The organism is Chroococcidiopsis thermalis PCC 7203 (genome assembly GCF_000317125.1).
Classification (GTDB): domain Bacteria; phylum Cyanobacteriota; class Cyanobacteriia; order Cyanobacteriales; family Chroococcidiopsidaceae; genus Chroococcidiopsis; species Chroococcidiopsis thermalis.
The window spans coordinates 1,505,011-1,524,378 of record NC_019695.1 but is presented as its reverse complement, the minus strand read 5'-3'; the positions used below and the strand labels follow the sequence as shown (position 1 = coordinate 1,524,378).

Below are 19,368 nucleotides of genomic sequence, written 5' to 3'. Positions count from 1 at the left end.
ATTTCGGAACGATTCAGCCGCATAAGCTATCACAGGAATACTATGCGAGTAAAGCGAGGCGAACCGTGGTTAGGGGCGTGAGAATTGGGTGGCATTTCCTACTAGTATTAACACTTATACTGGCTATAGCAGGGTGCGGTACAGCACGGTTATCGGATGAACCACTACCAGTAGTTGCACTAATTCCTCCGCCACCATTACCAAACTGGATTGAACAAATTAGTCCGATTGGAGAAGCTGAAACAAAAGCTCAAATTCGGATTCGGTTTAAAGAGGCGCTGATTCCAGTTGAGAGTATGGATAGCAGCCAAGATATTTTAAAGAAATTTGAGCTTTACCCGCCCTTACCAGGACAATTTCGCTTTCTCACGCCGCGCATGGTAGGATGGCAAGGCGATCGCGCTTTACCGAAAGCTACGCGGGTTAGAATTACCCTGAAAGCTGGATTAACAGACTTAAAAAATCATCGTTTAGATAAAGATCTGGCTTGGACTTTCAGCACTGAAGCAATTAAGTTATTCAACTTACCAGGAATCGAGCCTAATTCAGAATCTTCATCTGAACCTTTGAGTTTACAGCCAACGCTCAAATTTAGTTCTAATGTCGAACTAAATTTAGATTCTTTATCAAAACAAGCGCAACTTGTAGCAGAGGAGAAAAAACAAAGCGTACCTCTGAAAATTGCGTTGGAGAAACAGGAAGTTATCGAGGAAGATAATTCAGCTCAAGAAAAATTCGATCTTGCTAATCGTGATTGGAATTATACCATAAAGCCGCAACAAAATCTAGACAAAGCAACTCGTTATCGTTTAGAATTTGCCCGTGGTTTGCTGCCTTTACACGGTAATTTACCAAGTACATCTACTTTTGCAACTCAGGTACAAACTTACGCACCTTTAACATTCGACAAAATTCAGTATATCGGACAAGCTGATGCTGGTGGGGCATACGGCAGATTTGTTCAAGGTAGTCCTCAACTAATATTTAATAATGGTTTGGTAGCAGAATCTGCGATCGCAAATATTAAAATTCAGCCAGCACCTAAACAATCGCCGCGTTTGATACAAGCGTATGAAGGAAATAGCGTTGTCAACCTCAATCCTTATGCTTTAGAACCAGCAACTACTTATACTGTTACTTTGGGCGCAGATCTTAAAGATAAATTCGGGCAGACTCTCGATAAATCAATCACTCAAAAGTTTACCACAAGTGATGTTTCCCCCGATATTTGGGTTCCTTCAGATTTGAATATCTTTCCTGATGGCAAAAATTTACAACTGAATATTAGCACGGTTAATTTACCTGAGTCGAGGTATAAAGCAGCCTATAAAGTCGTACAACCAGAAGATTTAGTTTATATTGATTCCGCCTATCCTAGAGGTGATGGTAACGATTTACTTCCTTCTCAGAGTTCTTGGCAAAAGTTTCCTGTTAAAGGACGCAAGAATCAATCGGTTGATACGACTGTTCCTCTACGAGAAAAACTGGGTAACTCTACAGGAATGTTAGCTTATGGCGTGCAGGCGCGCACTAATTCTTATAAGGAAAATGGTAAGCAGCAATGGCGCGAACCGACATTTTACGGATTAGTACAGTTAACTAATTTGGGTGTATTTAGTCAGTGGTTTCCCGATTCAGGTTTGATTCGAGTTCATCATCTTTCAGACGGTGCTGCTGTAGCGAATGCAAATGTTGAAATTTACGAATCTAAATTAGGGGCAAAATCTAGAATTGTACCCGTAGCTTGTGCGGTTGGAAAAACCGATTTAACTGGAACTTTACTGCTAAATCGTCAAGCTTTGCAAACTTGCACGGGAGGTGCAGAGTTTAATACACCACCTAAATTACTCGTAATTGCTCGTGAAGGTCAAGACTGGACTTTTACTCGTAATGAAGAGTATAGCGGTTCCTATGGCTACGGGATTGATGCGGGATGGAATAGCAGCCAAATTGAATCGCGGGGTACGATTTTCTCAGATCGTCAATTATATCAGCCTGGGGAAAAGGCTGAGTTGACTGGCGCAGCTTATTATTTACAAAATGGCGTTATTAAACAAGATAAAAATGTATCTTATCAAGTTACGCTAGAAAATCCGAACGGAGAAAAGATAGATTTAGGTACTCAAACTACAAATGAATTCGGGACGTTTTCCTTAGAAATACCTCTCAATTCCAGTCAACCTTTAGGATACTATTCAATCCGCGCTAAAGGTGAAAGTGGTGCAGAAATTTCTGGTGAATTTCGCGTGGCTGAATTTAAACCACCTAATTTCAAAGTAGAATTGGATTTAGGTAAAGAATTCGTCCTATCTAACGATAAAATTGCAGCTACAGCTCAAAGTAATTATTTATTTGGTGCGCCTGTAGAAGGAGGAAAAGCACAATATTACGTCACTCGCAGCCAAACTAATTTTAATCCTCAAGGTTGGGAACAATTTTCATTTGGACGACAGTGGTTTTGGCCCGAAGAAAGCCCTAATATTACTAGTGATGTATTGCGATCGCGTCAAGTTTTAGATGCAGCAGGGAAAAGTAGTCAAATTGTACCTGTAGCTAAGGATTTACCTTATCCGATGACCTATCGTGTAGACGTGCAAATATCAGATGTTTCCAATCTATCTGTAGCTGATTCTCGCACGTTTACGGCACTACCGAGCGATCGCCTCATTGGTTTGCAAAGCGATTTTGTCGCCGATGCTGGTAAATCTTTTCCCATTCAAGTTATCGTCACCGATCCTACAGGCAAAGCCGTAACGGGGCAACAAGTTCGCGTCGAACTACAAGAAATGAAATACAGCAGTGTTACCCAAGTGGTTGAAGGTAGCCAAACCCCTCACAATCAGGTGGAATACAAAACGGTAGCGCAAACGCAGACATCCTCTAGCGATACGCCTCAAACTGTTTACCTGACTCCGCCAGCATCCGGTTCTTACCGCATTCGCGCTAATTTTACCAATGCTAAAGATGAAAGCACTGCTACTGATACGCAAATTTGGGTGACAGGCGATAATGGGGTAAACTGGGGCGATCGCTACAAGAACAATCGCTTAGAACTCAAACTAGATAAAGATAGCTATCAACCTGGGGAAACAGCCACAGTCTTAATTCAATCACCATATCCCGAAGCAGAGTTGTATTTGGCAGTTGTACGTCACGATACTCTGTATCGCACGATTATCCCCGTTAAAGGTGGTGCGCCGCAAATTCAATTTCAAGTCACCGCAGATATGTTACCAAACGCCGCAGTCGAAGCGGTACTCGTGCGTCAAGGGACTCCCATATCTCAAGTCGAACCAGGGAGTTTAGAAAATTTAGTCAGAATTGGGTTTGCACCTTTCAAAATTAATTTAGAGGATAAGTATTTAAAAGTGCAAGTTAATCCCGAAAAGCGATCGCTTGCTCCTGGTGAAGCGCAAACTGTTGAATTACAATTACAAGATGGAGTAGGAAATTTCCTGCAAGGACAGTTTGCTGTCATGGTGGTGAATGAAGCCGTATTGCAGTTAAGCGGCTATAGATTACCAGATCTGGTACAAATAGTATACGCCGAACAACCAATTTCTACCCGTTTTGCCGATAATCGTCCTAATGTTGTTCTATCACCCCTATCATCTCCCCTCGATAAAGGTTGGGGTTACGGTGGTGGAAATTCTTCGGGATTGGCAAGTACCCGCGTGCGGACAAATTTTCAACCTCTAGCTTACTACAATGGTGCGGTGCAGACAGATGCAAGTGGTAGGGCGAAAGTTACGTTTACCTTACCCGATGATTTGACAACTTGGCGGGTAATGGCGGTTGCTACCGATGGCGATTTGCGTTTTGGAAATGGGGAAGAAACGTTTATTGCGACTAAACCCCTATTATCTAATCCAATTCTGCCGCAGTTTGCTCGTATAGGCGATCGCTTTGATGCAGGTTTATCTGTCACCAATACTACAGGGCAATCGGGAACGCTAGCAATTCAAGGTACTGTAGATGGTTCCATACAATTTGCTGACAATAATTCTGGCGATTTATCAACCCCAACAAAATCTGGTACGAGTGCTTATCGTTTCCCCTTTGTTGCCACTCGTGCAGGCAAGTCAACAGTTAAATTTACCACGCAATTAAATGGTACAACCGATGCTTTCGCCGTACCATTGGAAGTAAAGCCACTAGAAGTCACAGAACAAGTGGTAGAGTCGGGAGTAACGAGCGATCGCACTTCCATACCCTTAAATATAGATAACAATGTCGTGCCCGATGTCGGCGGATTAGAAATTTCTCTTGCTAGTACGCCAATTGCTAATATTACCGCGCCAGTTAAACAAGTTCTAGATGAAGAACAATTGCCATTTTTAGAACCAGCCGCCAGTCAACTTGCGATCGCGGCAAATTTACAAATTCTTTCTCAACAATACGGGCAAACTGTAACCAATTTCAACCCCAGTCAACAAGCAAAAGCTTTAGAACGCTTGCAAAAACTCCAGTTACCAGACGGCGGCTTTGCTAGCTTACCTGGCGATAAAACATCAGATCCTTTTGTTTCTCCTTACGCAGCATCAGCAATTGCTACAGCTCAAACCGCAGGATTCGATATTGATGCTAAAATAGTAAATCGTCTCAGAAATTACTTGCAAAAACTTTTAGCAAATCCCAGTCAATACGATTTTTGTAAAGAGTCGCCTTGTAAAGAACGAGTACGCTTAGAAGCTGCGATCGCACTAGCTCAATTAGGCAATAAACAAAATGATTTTCTTGCCGATATTTATCACGGACGCGATCGCTTCGATCTCGTTACCAAAATTAAATTAGCACGATACCTGCATCTATTTCCAGAATGGCAGCAAGAGGCGAAAATTCTGACGGATCGATTGCAAGAGATTGTGTATGAAACCGGACGCAGTGCCGTGGTAAACTTACCTTCCGGTTGGCAGTGGTTGAATTCTCCTACCACAAGTCAAGCCCAAGCCTTACGATTATTTATCGATACTAAGGCAAAGCCTGAAGTTTTAGCTCGATTGTTGCAAGGACTCTTGGCGTTGCGAAGGGAAGGAACTTGGCAGACAACCTATGATAATGCTGAAGCACTCACCGCTTTGGTGCAATATATGCGAGTAGAGACGTTACATGTAACGTCTCTACAACCCACACCACCTAACTTTACAGCAAACGTGCAACTAGGAGGTAAAAACTTAACTGCAACTCAATTTGAAGGCTACCGCAAACCCAGTGTAGATATTTCCGTACCGATGACTCAGCTACCCCGTGGGCAAAAAAATTTAAATCTAACTTTGAAAAAATCCGGTCGCGGGATGCTACACTACCTACTTGCCTATCGCTATCGCCTCCAAGGAGAACAACCAGGGCGCTTAAACGGACTCAGAATCACGCGAGAAATTCGTCCGGCTAACGAAACAAAGGCATTGCGGCGAATTGGTTTGTATGCCCCTACCGAACCCTTGACAGTTCCAGTCGGACAAGTGTTTGATATAGGTTTAGAAATAATTAGCGATCGCCCTGTAGATCGAGTTGTAATTACAGATCCTCTTCCCGCCGGATTTGAGGCTGTGGATACGAGTTTCCAAACCGCTACACCCTACTTTCAACCGCAACAAGATAGCTGGGAAATTGGCTATCAAACAATATACCGCGATCGCGTGGTAGCCTATAGCGACAGGCTAGAACCAGGAGTCTATCAACTTCATTATCTCGTGCGATCGGTCACTCCAGGCACGTTTCTTTGGTCTGGTGCAGAGGCGCATTTACAATATGCTCCAGAAGAATTCGGGCGTTGTAGTTCCTCTCGGTTGGTGATTCAAGATTCGCAGTGAGATTTTTACTCTCCATCTACCCCAAAAACAACTTATACGCTGGATTTTGACTTTCATCCCAATAACTCAATCCCAGCGTATCGAGAAACGCCTGCCACTGTTCCATTTCCTGGGGCGGAACTTGCATTCCCACTACGGCGCGTCCGTAGTCTGCCCCGTTGTTGCGGTAGTGAAACAAGCTAATATTCCAATTGGGACTCATGGAACCAACAAATTGCATCAATGCCCCAGGACGTTCGGGAAACTCAAACCGATAGAGTAATTCGTTGCTAGCTAGGGGAGATCTTCCGCCTACCATGTGGCGCAAGTGTAATTTTGTCAGTTCGTCATCGGTTAAGTCAATGGTTTTCAACCCCGCCGCTTCAAAGTTAGCTACCATCTTGGCTGCATCGGCGCGATTTTCAATTTGTACGCCGACAAAAATATGCGCTTCTTTTTCGTCGGCAATTCGATAGTTAAACTCAGTTAAATTGCGCTTACCAATACATTCGCAAAACTGCCGCAGACTGCCCCTTTGTTCGGGAATTGTCACGGCAAAGATGGCTTCTCGACGTTCGCCTAACTCTGCACGTTCGGCTACAAACCGCAGGCGATCGAAATTCATATTAGCACCGCAGGCGACAGCGACTAGCGTTTGTCCCTGAATTTGTTCTCGTTCTGCATAAGTTTTAGCAGCCGCGATCGCTAATGCCCCAGCAGGTTCTAAAATCGATCGCGTATCTTCAAATACGTCTTTAATTGCGGCGCAAGTATCATCTGTATCCACTAAAATAATGTCATCGACATACTGCTGGCACAACCGAAAAGTTTCTTCCCCGACTTCCCGCACCGCTACCCCATCGGCAAATAAGCCGACTTGAGGCAACCTTACCCTTTTTCCAGCTTTAAGAGACTGATACATCGCATCAGCATCTACGGGTTCTACGCCGATAATTTTGATTTCAGGGCGCAACCTTTTGACGTATGCCGCAATTCCCGAAATTAAACCACCACCCCCAATTGCCACAAAAATCGCGTGAATCGGTTGTTGGCACTGTCGTAAAATTTCCATCCCAATCGTACCCTGTCCGGCAATCACATACGGATCGTCGAAGGGATGAATAAACGTCATGCCTTTTTCAGCTTCTAATTGACGGGCATGAGTATAGGCATCATCGTATGTATTCCCATGCAATATAACCTCTCCCCCATGAGATCTGACTGCATTTATCTTCACCTGGGGAGTCGTCACGGGCATGACGATAATAGCGCGAGTTCCCAACTGGCGGGCTGCAAGCGCAACTCCTTGGGCGTGGTTTCCGGCAGATGCAGCAATGACACCCTGTGCCAACAACTCCGGTGCCAGTTGTGCCATCTTGTTATAAGCCCCCCGCAATTTGAAGGAAAAGACTGACTGCATATCCTCTCGCTTCAGCAGGAGTTTGTTGTTTATTCGAGTTGAGAGATTTGCAGCGTATTCTAGTGGAGATTCCTGGGCGACATCGTAGACGCGGGCAGTCAGAATTTGGACGAGATAATCGCAGTACATGGGGGGAGGCGAACAAATACCTATGAATGATAATTTTACGGCACTAGCGTCCCGATATTAGAGTCGATTAGCGATCTCGCTGCTAATCTAGAAAAGTAAGGCTTCTCCAGGGTTTTGCATTAGATCGTTTTTTGAACCATTTTTTCCAAAAGCTATTTCTTAGCTACCTAAACGCTGTCATTTGAATTAAATCAACATTATCATGGCTGAAACTTACTACTTTGTTAAAGATTTAATTAACGATTTAGAAAGGGGTAGAATTAGAATTCCTTCTTTTCAAAGGGGTTTTGTTTGGGACGCAGAGCAAGTTGCCTATTTTATAGATAGTATATACAAAGGTTTTCCCTTTGGTTCTATTTTACTATGAAGAAAAAAACCTTTGCGAACAGCCAGAAATCTTGGTTCATACAAGCTTCCTAATAACGACCAGAATATCCATTCACTCAAAACCTAGCTCTCAAAATCACGCGAATTTCATCCGGCAATGGAGCGTTAAAATCAGGAGGAACTGTAAACTCTCCGGCACAAAGCGCAAATGGACGCGGAGATTTTTTTTGTTCGGATACCTGCTGTGTTCTACGAGCTTTGGCAAACAGCAGAAAATCTAAAACCTCCTCAAGCAAAACATCTGGAGTTTGAGCGATTTCGTTAAGCAGTTGTTCTCTTGCAGCCATTGTCGTTCTCTACTCTTTTCCTTGTTACTTTCATTCTCCTATATTAATACTCTAGTTTTTCTTGCTACTCTTGGGGAGAGTTACTAATTCAAGAGAGTGCTTTCACTCTACACTACGCGATCGCAGGTAGAGCGAGCCTCAAGTAGAAAGGCTCGGTACTTACTATAGGAATCCAGTTTGATTTATAAACTTACTCGTGAAGACGGGCAACAGGCAATAGAAAATATTAAATTACTGAGCTGTTTTCAAAAATCAAATATAAATCCTATAGTTGAAATGATAGTACAAATTACTATTAAACATTTTTGACTAAAATCTCTTCTGCTAGTTGAAAGTTGACGGGCGTACCAAAGAAATACCCCTGCGCTTCGTCACACCCCAACTTTTTTAATACAGCTAGTTGATGAGATGTTTCTACTCCTTCGGCGATCGCTTTAATTCCTAAAGTGTGAGCTAGAGTAATAATTGTCCTCACTATTTCACAATTCTTGCCTTCCGCATCAATCGGACTGACAAAAGAGCGATCGATTTTCAGTGCGTCTATTGGAAAACGGTGTAAATAACTTAAAGAGGAATATCCCGTGCCAAAATCATCAATACTGAGTTGAATGTTTTGCTCTTTAATTTGGAAGAGAAGTTCGATCGTCTTTTCTCCTCGATCCATTAGCATAGTTTCAGTCAGTTCTAACTTGAGATTTTTTCCATTTAAACCAGTACGATCCAGAATTTTAGCTAACTTATCTACTAGATCGAATTGCTGAATTTGCTTGCTGGAAAGATTGACACTAATATATAAAGATGTCGTAGCAAATTTTTGCTGCCAAATATATAACTGTTGACAAGCTTCCTGTAAAATCCATTCACCAATCGGTACAATTAAGCCAGTTTCTTCGGCGATCTCAATGAAATCTCCTGGATCGATCAATCCCATTTTTGGATGTTGCCAGCGTAATAAGGCTTCAAAACCCGTCAATCTCCCAGTTGCGACAGAGATAATTGGTTGATAATGTAATAGAAACTCTTGACGTTCCAAGGCATAACGCAAGTCTATTTCTAGTTGTGAAAGATGCAACGTTCTGTCGTACATTTCGCGATCGAAGATTGCATAACGTCCTTTTCCTAAAGCTTTAGCGCGATACATCGCAATATCGGCATCCCGCAGTAACTCATTGACAGTTTGATAAACTACTGAACCAAAAACAATACCAATACTAGCCCCAATATAGACTTTACATTCACCTAAATGAATTGGAGCAGTTAGTTTCTCTAACAATCGTTCGGCAATTGCGATCGCGTCTTGAGTATCTTGTAGATCTTCTAATAAAATAGTAAACTCATCTCCACTCAAACGCGCTACAGTATCAACCTCGCGCGAGCATTCTTTTAAAATATGAGAGATAGCAATTAATAGGCGATCGCCGACAGCATGTCCCCAACTATCATTAATAATTTTGAAGCGATCGAGATCGATAAATAAAACGGCACACAAATAATCTTTATTTCTGATAATACGATGTAGAGCTTTTTGTAAATGCTCCATAAATAAAGTTCGATTGGGCAAACCTGTTAGAGCATCATGTAAAGCTTGATAAAATAGCTTTTTTTGAGTTTGTTTGTGCTTGACGATTTCTCGATCTCTTTGCTGAATAACTTCTTCTAATTGTAGAGTTCTTTGTCGAACTTTTTGTTCTAGAGCGTTATTTAATTGATAAATTTCTGCCTTTGCTGCCTGTAAAGCTAATTGATGTTGGATGCGGACTACAACTTCTTCAATTTGAAATGGCTTTGTGATATAGTCTACTCCACCAACTGCAAAACCTTTAACTTTATCGAAAACATCATCTAGCGCACTTAAAAAAATTACAGGAATATGACTCGTTGAAGAATCTAATTTTAGCTGTTCGCAAACTTCATAACCATCCATTTCTGGCATTTTAATATCTAATAAAATGAGATGAGGTGGATCTTTTTTAGCTGTAAGTAATGCCATAGCACCATTTTTAGTACAGCGAACTTTATAACCTCTTTCTATTAAAGCTGTAGATAAAACTCTCAAATTATCAGGAGTATCGTCAACAACTAAAATGTCGGCATAATGATAATTTAATTGAGCGTTATTCATAAATTAGCTGCGGTTTGAGCGAAATTCATAATCCGGTCAAAATTAAATTCACTAACTTCTTTTTGAATCGATTGAGCTAATGCTTGATATTCTTCTGGTATTTGAGACACTAATTGAGCAATTTGCTCTTCGTCAATCAAAGCCGCAGCTTCTGAGAGGTTCACCAGCCATTCATTCGACATAACGGCTAAAGCTTCAGCTGTCAATTTTTCAACAGTTGAAGCTTCAGAAATATTTTTAGAGCAAATTTCTTCATATATATACCGTACGCCTAAAAATTGAGCCATTTTGTCAAAAATGACTTCTTCATGAAAAGGTTTGCGGACAAAATCATCGCAACCAGCCGAAAGAACAATAGCTTTCTCTTCTTCAAGAGTGCTAGCGGTAAGAGCAATAATTGCAGTAGCTTGTCCTTGAAGATGTGATTTAATTTGTTGAGTCGCATCATAACCGTTCATGACTGGCATTCGCATGTCCATCCAAATCAAATGCGGTTGCCATTGCTGCCATATTTTGATTGCGTCTTGTCCGTTAACTGCTTCTTTAACTTGGAAACCAATTGGTTGTAATAATTTTAGTAAAAGCTGGCGATTCTCCCAGCGATCGTCTACGACTAAAATCCGATATTTCTGTTGATTTGGTTGGATTCCAACAACTCTATAAGTTCTTTTTTGCTCGACGGCTTTACTAACATCGCTTTCTAAAGCTTGGATATTAAATTGAAAAACTGTACCTTTTCCTAGTTCGGAGTTAACAGTAATCTTGCCTCCCATCAATTCGACAAAACTTTTAGTAATAGGTAAGCCTAAACCAGTTCCTTGTTGAGATTGTTTACCTGTTTCTGTTTGAACAAAAGCTTCAAATACACTATTAATTTCTGTTGGTGCAATACCTGCACCAGTATCAGCAACTTCAAAGTGAAGAGTTATGGGTTGTTGATTATTGGTTATTGGTTGTCGAGCGCCTGCTAATTCTACTCGTAGAGTGACGCTACCAACTGAAGTAAATTTAATTGCGTTACCCAATAAATTAATTAAAACTTGCCGCAGTTTCTTGTCGTCAGTTTTGATATATTGAGGGAGATTGTTGCTGCGCTCGATTGTTAACTGTAACCCTTTAGATTCTGCTCGTAGTGCCAACATCTCTTTAATCGAATCTAATAAGACATATAAGTCGAAGTCAGTGGGATAGAGAGTCATTTTTCCTGACTCAATTTTGGCTAAATCTAATACATCATTGATCAGCGAGAGTAAATGTTCGCCACTACGATTGATAATTCTGAGATTTTCCTGTTGCCGATTGCTTAAAGAAGGTTCTCGATTCATCAGTTGGGAAAAACCGAGGATGGCGTTGAGAGGAGTTCGTAGTTCGTGACTCATGTTTGCTAGAAATTCACTTTTAGCGCGATTGGCTAGTTCTGCCGCAATTTTAGCGTGTTGTAGTTCTATAGTCCTTTTCTCTACTCGCAGTTCGAGTTCATCGTTAGCTGTTGCTAATTCTTGATTCGCCTTATCTAATTGCTCGTTGATTCGGACAACTTCCTGGTTTTTGCGATCGAGTTCTTGATTGATTCGAGCTAAATTAGCAAAAGATGCTTGTAATTGTTGCGCCATCTCATTGAAAGAGCGTGACAATACTCCTAGTTCAACGATCCTTTTGACTTCCACTTGTTGGTTTAAATCTCCTTGAGCGATCTCCGTAGAGGCTTTACTTAAGCGTAGAATTGGTTGACTAATCCAACGAGAGGTAAGTAACCCCAACCAAATTGCTACTAATAATGCTAAAAGACAGAGAAAAAATGTTGTTCGGTTGTTGGCATGAATTTGTCCCATGAAATCTGATTCGGGTATGGTAGTTACGACTAACCAATTCAACCCAAATTCATCTTGCCAAGGGACTACGCGAACGAACTGAAGTTCGTCTTGTAATTTAAAATTTAGTTTTTGTTCGCCTTTAATTCTTTGAAAATCACCGAAATTGTGTTTCAAATACTTGGCTGTTGCTCGAATTTGAGCGTCATTAATATCAAGAGCGCTGAGTCTTTTAGCTACACCATTAACTAGTGTAAAAGGTTTTTCCGTACTAGAGGAAGCAATGAGTAACCCATCACGTTCGATAACAAAAACTTTGGCTGATGGAGTAATTTCGAGTTGTTTTAAAAAATCATTAATACCAGCTAAAAGTAGATCGACTCCAATGACACCGAAAAGTTGATTTTTATTATTGTAAATAGGACTAGTAGCAGTAATAGATATGTATCCTGCTAAATTTTCGCCATCCCAGTTAGATACGCTGCTCCAGACTGGTTTTCCCGCCTTGACTGCGTCCTGATACCAAGCTTCTGTTTGAGAGTTGTAGTCATCGTAGACTACTGCTATTTGAGTGCGATTGCCTCGCTCGTCTGTAACGTACGTATATGTTCTCCAGTCAGTAGCAGCAGATAGTTCATCAATAGTAACTCCCCGTCCTGCTAAAAATCTTCCTGCAGCGGCATATTCTCCCGTAGTCAGTGCATAGGAACTGTAAGCTAGTTCTGGATAAGTTTGTAGTTGTTTCCAAAAATAACGTCCTGTTGTCTTGAAGTCTTTTAAATCTAATAATCCTAACTCGACCGCGTCATGATTAATCTGATTAATTTTTTGAGGAGTGTCTAAGTAACCAGTGAGATGTTCGGACACTAGGTTGCCACTTTTATCCATTAAGCGATCGACAAGAACGTTAACTGCTTGCTGACCGTTTTTAAATGATAGATAACCCACTAACCCTACCGCACCGGCAATTTGTAACACAAAAGGTAATACCAGGACTAATCGTAGGGGTAGTCCTCTAAAGCTTTTAGCTCTGGAAATATCTTGCTCTTGTGGTGATGCGGTTGGGCTAAACAATTTCATAGTTATCTACTGAGAGTAGGAGCATTAAGAGTGAAGGAATGAGCTTGCTAGCTTTAAATTGCTCAAAAATGTTCTTAAAATAACATTAGTCAGAGTAAGATGCGATATATATCTATCTGTGTAATTAAATACTATTACCTTTAAAAAGAATTAATGTAAGGTTAGGTTATTTAAAAGAATTGAAAATGCAAGAATTGAGACTACTGTTATAACTTTATGATAGAAACACTAACTATTATAATCGCGATCGCCTTCATCATTACCGGGATTTTCATTCATCCTATTCTAATAAAAAAACGTCGCCGTCACTATAAGCAGCTTCCTTTTCCTATACTGTGGAATGCAGTAATTGAAAATAATTTACCAATTTATTATTGTCTTTCCAAAGGCGATCGCCAGCGCTTGCAAGGACACATTCAAGTATTCTTAGCAGAAAAACAATTTATTGGTTGTAATGGTTTGCTAGTGACAGAAGAAATGAAAATAACGATCGCTGCTGTTGCTTGCTTACTTTTACTCAATGAAAGAGGCGAATACTTCTTAAGGTTGCGCACTATTTTCATCTATCCCAGGACGTATTTTGTCAATGAGATCGCAAAAACTGGAAGTTATATTGTAGAAGAAAAGCGCGTGGCAAGATTGGGAGAGTCTTGGACGAATGACCAATTAGTCTTATCTTGGGAACAGGTACAATACGATACTCGTAACTGGCAAGACGGTCGCAATATCGTACTGCATGAGTTTGCCCATCAGTTAGACCAGGAAGATGGTGAAGCTGAAGGCGTACCCATTTTGCCACGAAAATTAGATTATCCGATTTGGATGCAGGTGATGACAGCAGCGTATCAGCAACTTTGTCATGACGTACAACGAGGTAGAAAAACTGTTATAGATAGCTATGGAACGACAAATCCAGCCGAGTTTTTTGCCGTCGCTACAGAAACTTTTTTTGAAAAACCGCACCAATTACAGAAACAGCATTCAGCACTTTACAAATTATTGCAAAGTTATTATCAACTCGATCCCGTGCAGTGGGTTTAAGGTTATGACAATTTTTAGGGTGCGTTAAACAACGCACCCTACTAGCTTTCACGTAGAAGAAGTCATAGCTGCGCTGTCAGAACGACCAACACCAAAAATGCCCTTCCACACTTGTACTAATCTGTAAACAGACGATCGCCGTTCGATTCCCAAGGCGCGATCGTAGCTAGCATAACACTGCTCGTAACGCCCTAAATAATTTAAAGCTACGCCTTTAAATAACCAAGCCTGTTTGTCTTTAGGATTAATTGTCAAAGCGCGATCGCAATCTGTCAGCGCTGCTTCATTCTGTCCTAAATGAATCAATACAACTGCTCGCATCACTAAAGCGGTAGGATTGTCCTCATAAATTGTTATGGCTCGATTTAGGTAATTTAATGCTTCTGTATGTTTACCTAAATTGGCTAACTGAGTTCCCTTTTGCTGCCAAATCTTAGCAACTTCAACAGCAGATGGAAATTCATCAATTGAGTTCAATTTATTATTAGTCGTTGCGGTCATAAAAGTTGTTTAGTAAATGCAGGTTTGGAGTTTTTAACAAAACAGTAAGTACTTATATTTGCATCTCAAGGTTCGATTCAAACATCAAAAAAGTGATTTTCGCTACTTAAAATCAACATATTTCATTTTCTCTCTATCAAGTTTAGAGAAAATACTGAAACCACTATGAACTTTTGTTAAAGAGCGATCGCAACTATGACCTATTCAATGCCCGAGTGGAACTCATATACTCAACATTTACAGTAACACCGCGTTCATTCCAAAAAGAATTTTAACTTGTGTATTGAGATTTTTAGCACATATCGTTTCGATACTTAAAAAAGCTTTATCTAAATGTCTACCAGCTAACTCCCAAATCTCCCGGGACTAGCAGAAACATCCACAGTGCTTAACCAAAAAAACCTAATTTGTCTGTACGCAAACGTACAAAATCTGAGTAGTTAATTCCGACTTCCGACTTCCGTACAGGCGGGTTTCCAAACCTGCCCCTACCGACTTCCGACTTCTCCCTTCGCCTTCTGCCCGTGAAAATAGGCTTCCATCACTTTTAACACCATTGGAGCGCAAATCTTACCACCGCCACCACCAGAGTGTTCGGCAAACGCGACGACCACGATTTCTGGCTTATTGTAGGGGGCATAACCGCCAAACCAAGTATGAGATTTCTGCTTATAAGTCTCCGCCGTACCGCTTTTACCAGCAGCCGGGGGAATGGTAGGAGAACTCAACGCCCTACCCGTGCCGCTAGCTACGACTTGTCGCAATCCTTGACGGACAGTTTGCACGGTACTTGGTTTGATATTTAAAGACTCCCGCCACTTCTTCGCTTCCTCGTTATCTCGCAGTAAGTGCGGTTTGATCCGGTAGCCACCACTAGCAGGAACGGCGAACATCACGGCAACTTGCAAGGGAGAAACTTGCAAAAACCCTTGACCAATGGACATATTTACCGTGTCTCCTACCTTCCAAGGTAAGTCATAGTTGGCTCGTTTCCATTTATCATCTGCAACTAAGCCTTTTGCTTCTTCTGGTGCGAGTTCAATGCCCGTTTTGCGCCCAAAGCCAAATTTCCGCGTCCATTCAATTAAAGTAGGTCCGCCAATACCCCGACCGATTTGATAGAAAAATGTATCGCTACTCCAAGCCAACGCCCCCGGAAAATCGAGTACGCCAAATCCGGCAAGATTCCAATCGCAGAATCGCGTACCACCAATGTTCATGCAACCATAGGTTTGCAATCGCGTTTTAGGCGAAAACTTCCCTGATTCCAAGCCAGCCGTAGCAGTGATGATTTTAAACGTACTGGCAGGGGGGAAACCTCTTAAGGCGCGGTTGACAAAGGGATGATCTTTCTTTTGCAGGCTGCGCCACACGGCGGGGGTAATGCGTTTAGAAAATACGTTGGGGTCGAAGGTAGGACGACTCACCATTGCTAATACTCCGCCAGTACGGGGGTCGAGGGCAACGATCGCCCCTTGGCGATCGCCCAAAGTTTTTTCGGCGGCTTTTTGTAACTCTAGATCGATCGTTAAATGAACGTTCTGACCCGACCTTGCCTTTTTCTCGCCTAAATATCGTAAAACCCTACCCTTACCGTCAACTTCTACCTGTTGTCCGCCCCATTCACCCCGCAGTTGCTTTTCAAAGGCTGCTTCTACTCCCATTTGTCCGATGACATCTCCGAGGCGATAGCCTTCTTGACGTTTCTCAGCTAATGTATTGTCATTCATCTCGCCTGTATAACCGAGAATGTGGGCGGCGATTTGACCGTTGGGATAACTGCGAATCGGTTCGATGTAAACTTCTACATCTTTTAATTGATTTTTGTATTCTGCCAAAGCCGTAATTTGAGCCGGGTTGATATCTCGTGCCATGCGAATTAAGCTAGGAGAATTTACCCCGGCTTTATCCATGCGTTGTTGAATTTCGGCGGCTGGCATTTGTAAAATTTGGGCAAGCCGTTGTTTAGTACTGTCCCATTCCGGTTTTTTGGGAGCCATAGGCCAAATGTAAACGGAATGAGACAGACGACTAGTTGCTAAAATTCTGCCTTTGCGATCGAAGATACTGCCCCGTTCTGGCTGTTTAGGAATCAATCGAATTCGGTTATTGTCCGCCAATTGACGATTGCGAGTCCCTTCAACAAGCTGTAAATATGCCAGCCGACTGCCAATCCCACCAAACATGGCAACAGTAATCCCTAGCATTAACACTAAGGCTTGGAAACTACGCCCGACAGTGCGGGTCGTTTTCGTCTTGCTGCCATAGGCGGGATAAATGATTTTCATGGGGTGGGATTTACGATATTGGCGCGGTAGCATTTAAGATCTAAGTTACCCACAACTGAGGCGATTGCGCTCAGACAAAGCAGCCTTCATCGATCTCATTTTAATCAATTGGAATGAGCGTTCGCTCAGCTAATAGCGGTGACAAGTAAATTTATTGGCAGTTCGACAAAATACCGTGCAGACTGGAAGATAAAATATATTACCTGGGACAATACGGATGACGGCTCGAACTGCAACACGGTATACAGGGGGAAAAGTCGGTGCATCGCTGCTTGATGTTGAGCTGCAAAATGTCTATAAGTTTTTTCATCAAGAATTAGCCGTAAACGGGATCGACGTAAATATTCGTCGAGGAGAATTTTTTAGTATTCTCGGTCCCTCTGGTTGTGGCAAAACGACAACGTTACGTTTAATTGCTGGATTTGAACGAGCGGACGCGGGAAAGATATTGATTCAGGGTGAACAGATGAATCGCGTTCCGCCCTATCGTCGCCCCGTCAATACTGTATTTCAAAGTTATGCTTTGTTTAACCACTTAAATGTGTGGGATAACATTGCTTTTGGGTTGCGGTTGCAAAAACTCTCGCGGGTGGAACTGAATAGCCGCGTGGAAGCCGCACTCAAATTAGTCAAGATGGAGACAATGCGATCGCGCTTTCCCACCCAACTCTCAGGCGGACAGCAGCAGCGAGTTGCCTTGGCAAGGGCATTAGTCAATCGTCCGGCAGTCGTGTTGTTAGATGAGCCTTTAGCAGCGTTGGATCTGAAACTACGTCAGGAAATGCAGGTAGAATTATCCAATCTGCATCAAAATTTGGGCGTGACTTTTATCTTTGTCACCCACGACCAAAAAGAAGCCCTTTCTTTATCAGACCGCATTGCTGTAATGCATCGTGGCAAGATCGAACAAATTGGTTCTCCTAAAGAAATTTACGAACATCCAAGTACGGCATTTGTAGCTGATTTTATTGGCGATACTAACTTATTAGCCGGGAAAATCGCGCATAGCGATCGCTCGACTCTCCAGGTTGATAGTCACAAGGGATTAAAAATTGTCGTGCAAAGACATGACTATACAGAACCAACTGCAACTTCTGCTCCAGTGATGGTAAGCGTGCGTCCAGAAAAAATTGAATTGAGCTTGGAACGTCCTACTATTCGCACGAATTGTTTTGCTGGTAAACTACTACACGTCATGTATCTGGGAACCCACGTTCACTACTTAGTAAAATTAGACTCGGGCGATCGCATTAAAGTCTTACAACCAAATACAGGCAACACTTTATCAGACACTGATATACCGATCTACGTTCGTTGGGCGACTCGTGACTGTATAGCTTTAAAAGCCAGTGGAAGCGAATGAACACAAACCATCAGCCAGTACAAAGATTTTCGCGATCGAGACGCAGATTTATTCGCACATCAGTAGCAGCATTTTCTGGACTTGCTCTCACCCGTTGTGGCTGGAGACAGGGAGGAGTCCAACGGGAAACAGCATCAGCAGGTCCAACCGACAAGTTATTTGTCTATACCTGGTCGCAGTATACAGATGACAAACTAATTAAAAACTTTACTGCTCAGTTCAAAGCACCAGTCGTTGCAGACATCTACGAATCAAACGAAGCAATGCTGGCAAAGTTACAAGCGGGAGGAGGAGGAAATTACAGCGTCATCTATCCTAGCGATTATATGGTGCGGCGTATGATAGAAATGGGAATGCTCCACGAACTCGACCGTTCGCGCCTCCAAGGTTTAGACCGACTTGCCCCTCAATTTCAAAATCCGACTTACGACCCGCAAAATCGTCACAGCATCCCCATGAGTTGGGGAACAACTGGATTTGTTTACAATACCCAGCAGTTAAAAGAACCACCTACAGATTGGGAATATTTGTGGAAAAACCGCCAGCAGCTATCAGGACGCATGACTTTAATTGATGACGTGCGGGAAGTCATGGGCGCAACTTTACGAATGTTGGGTTATTCCTATAATTCCAAAGATGAGTCGCAAATTAAACAGGCTTACGAGAAGTTACGAGAACTCAAACCCAGTATTGCTGCATTTGATACCGATGCTTGGCGCAGTCAAATCCTCGCTGGAGATTTAGTGCTAGCGATGGCATATTCGACTGATGGAATTAAAATTTCTCAAGAAAATCCCAATCTCAGATACATCATTCCCGCCAGTGGCACGTCTTTGTGGACGGATACGATCGCCATTCCCAAAACCGCACCCAATCTCGATGCTGCTTATACTTGGCTCAATTACAACTTGGAACCTACGGTAGCAGCAGAGATTTGTCAGCGACAAACCGTAGCCATTCCCAACCAAGTTGCATTAGAACAGTTACCAACTCAACTGCGCCAAGATACCAATTTGTTTCCTCCAGAATCGGTCTTAAATAAATGCGAACGCATTTCCCCTTTAGGAGATTTTGATGCAGTTTACGATCGCTACTGGACGCAACTAACTAGCAGCTAGGGGATCGGAAATTAGGAAAGTATGAAGGA

11 protein-coding genes are annotated in these 19,368 nt (G+C 42.2%); 5 read left to right on the top strand and 6 right to left on the bottom strand.

Translation table 11 applies throughout. The annotated features are described in order from the left end of the window. Nucleotides 1-65 precede the first annotated feature (65 nt). Nucleotides 66-5,813, top strand: coding sequence for an alpha-2-macroglobulin family protein (locus tag CHRO_RS06730; protein ID WP_015153439.1), 5,748 nt, complete (start codon nt 66-68; stop codon nt 5,811-5,813). Between the two features lie 16 nt (nt 5,814-5,829). On the opposite strand, the gene ilvA is transcribed toward CHRO_RS06730, so the two are convergent. Beyond that, complete coding sequence (gene ilvA / locus CHRO_RS06725; RefSeq protein WP_015153438.1) at nt 5,830-7,341, bottom strand: threonine ammonia-lyase, biosynthetic; 1,512 nt, start codon at nt 7,339-7,341, stop codon at nt 5,830-5,832. Nucleotides 7,342-7,543: 202 nt separating this feature from the next. Between ilvA and CHRO_RS30310 the strand changes: the two genes are divergently transcribed. Continuing rightward, nucleotides 7,544-7,708, top strand: a complete 165-nt coding sequence (locus tag CHRO_RS30310; RefSeq protein WP_015153437.1) for a DUF262 domain-containing protein — start codon at nt 7,544-7,546, stop codon at nt 7,706-7,708. Between the two features lie 76 nt (nt 7,709-7,784). Here CHRO_RS30310 and CHRO_RS06720 read toward each other — a convergent pair whose 3' ends face one another. From CHRO_RS06720 to CHRO_RS06710, 3 genes are all read right to left on the bottom strand, one after another. After that, nucleotides 7,785-8,015 carry a hypothetical protein gene (locus tag CHRO_RS06720; protein WP_015153436.1) on the bottom strand — a complete coding sequence of 77 codons (231 nt, stop codon included), beginning with the start codon at nt 8,013-8,015 and terminating at the stop codon, nt 7,785-7,787. Between the two features lie 295 nt (nt 8,016-8,310). After that, nucleotides 8,311-10,137 (bottom strand): two-component system response regulator, encoded by a 1,827-nt coding sequence (locus tag CHRO_RS06715; protein ID WP_015153435.1) that lies wholly within the window; start codon nt 10,135-10,137, stop codon nt 8,311-8,313. Next, complete coding sequence (locus CHRO_RS06710; RefSeq protein WP_015153434.1) at nt 10,134-13,028, bottom strand: HAMP domain-containing hybrid sensor histidine kinase/response regulator; 2,895 nt, start codon at nt 13,026-13,028, stop codon at nt 10,134-10,136. Before CHRO_RS06710 ends, CHRO_RS06715 begins: the two co-directional genes overlap by 4 nt. Nucleotides 13,029-13,244: 216 nt before the next feature. Between CHRO_RS06710 and CHRO_RS06705 the strand changes: the two genes are divergently transcribed. Continuing rightward, nucleotides 13,245-14,069 carry a M90 family metallopeptidase gene (locus CHRO_RS06705; protein ID WP_015153433.1) on the top strand — a complete coding sequence of 275 codons (825 nt, stop codon included), beginning with the start codon at nt 13,245-13,247 and terminating at the stop codon, nt 14,067-14,069. Between the two features lie 48 nt (nt 14,070-14,117). Here CHRO_RS06705 and CHRO_RS06700 read toward each other — a convergent pair whose 3' ends face one another. Together CHRO_RS06700 and mrdA are read right to left on the bottom strand one after the other, a co-directional pair. Beyond that, a complete protein-coding gene (locus tag CHRO_RS06700; RefSeq protein WP_015153432.1) occupies nt 14,118-14,570 on the bottom strand; it encodes a tetratricopeptide repeat protein in 453 nt (150 codons plus the stop codon). A gap of 488 nt (nt 14,571-15,058) precedes the next feature. Next, nucleotides 15,059-16,858 carry a penicillin-binding protein 2 gene (gene mrdA / locus CHRO_RS06695; protein WP_015153431.1) on the bottom strand — a complete coding sequence of 600 codons (1,800 nt, stop codon included), beginning with the start codon at nt 16,856-16,858 and terminating at the stop codon, nt 15,059-15,061. A gap of 217 nt (nt 16,859-17,075) precedes the next feature. On the opposite strand from mrdA, the gene CHRO_RS06690 reads away from it, so the two are divergent. Both CHRO_RS06690 and CHRO_RS06685 read left to right on the top strand, forming a co-directional pair. Continuing rightward, entirely contained in the window at nt 17,076-18,221 is a 1,146-nt protein-coding gene (locus CHRO_RS06690) for an ABC transporter ATP-binding protein (protein WP_015153430.1), read from the top strand. Continuing rightward, nucleotides 18,218-19,339: a polyamine ABC transporter substrate-binding protein gene (locus CHRO_RS06685; protein ID WP_015153429.1), complete on the top strand. Its 1,122-nt coding sequence runs from the start codon at nt 18,218-18,220 to the stop codon at nt 19,337-19,339. Before CHRO_RS06690 ends, CHRO_RS06685 begins: the two co-directional genes overlap by 4 nt. The last annotated feature ends 29 nt before the right edge of the window (nt 19,340-19,368 follow it).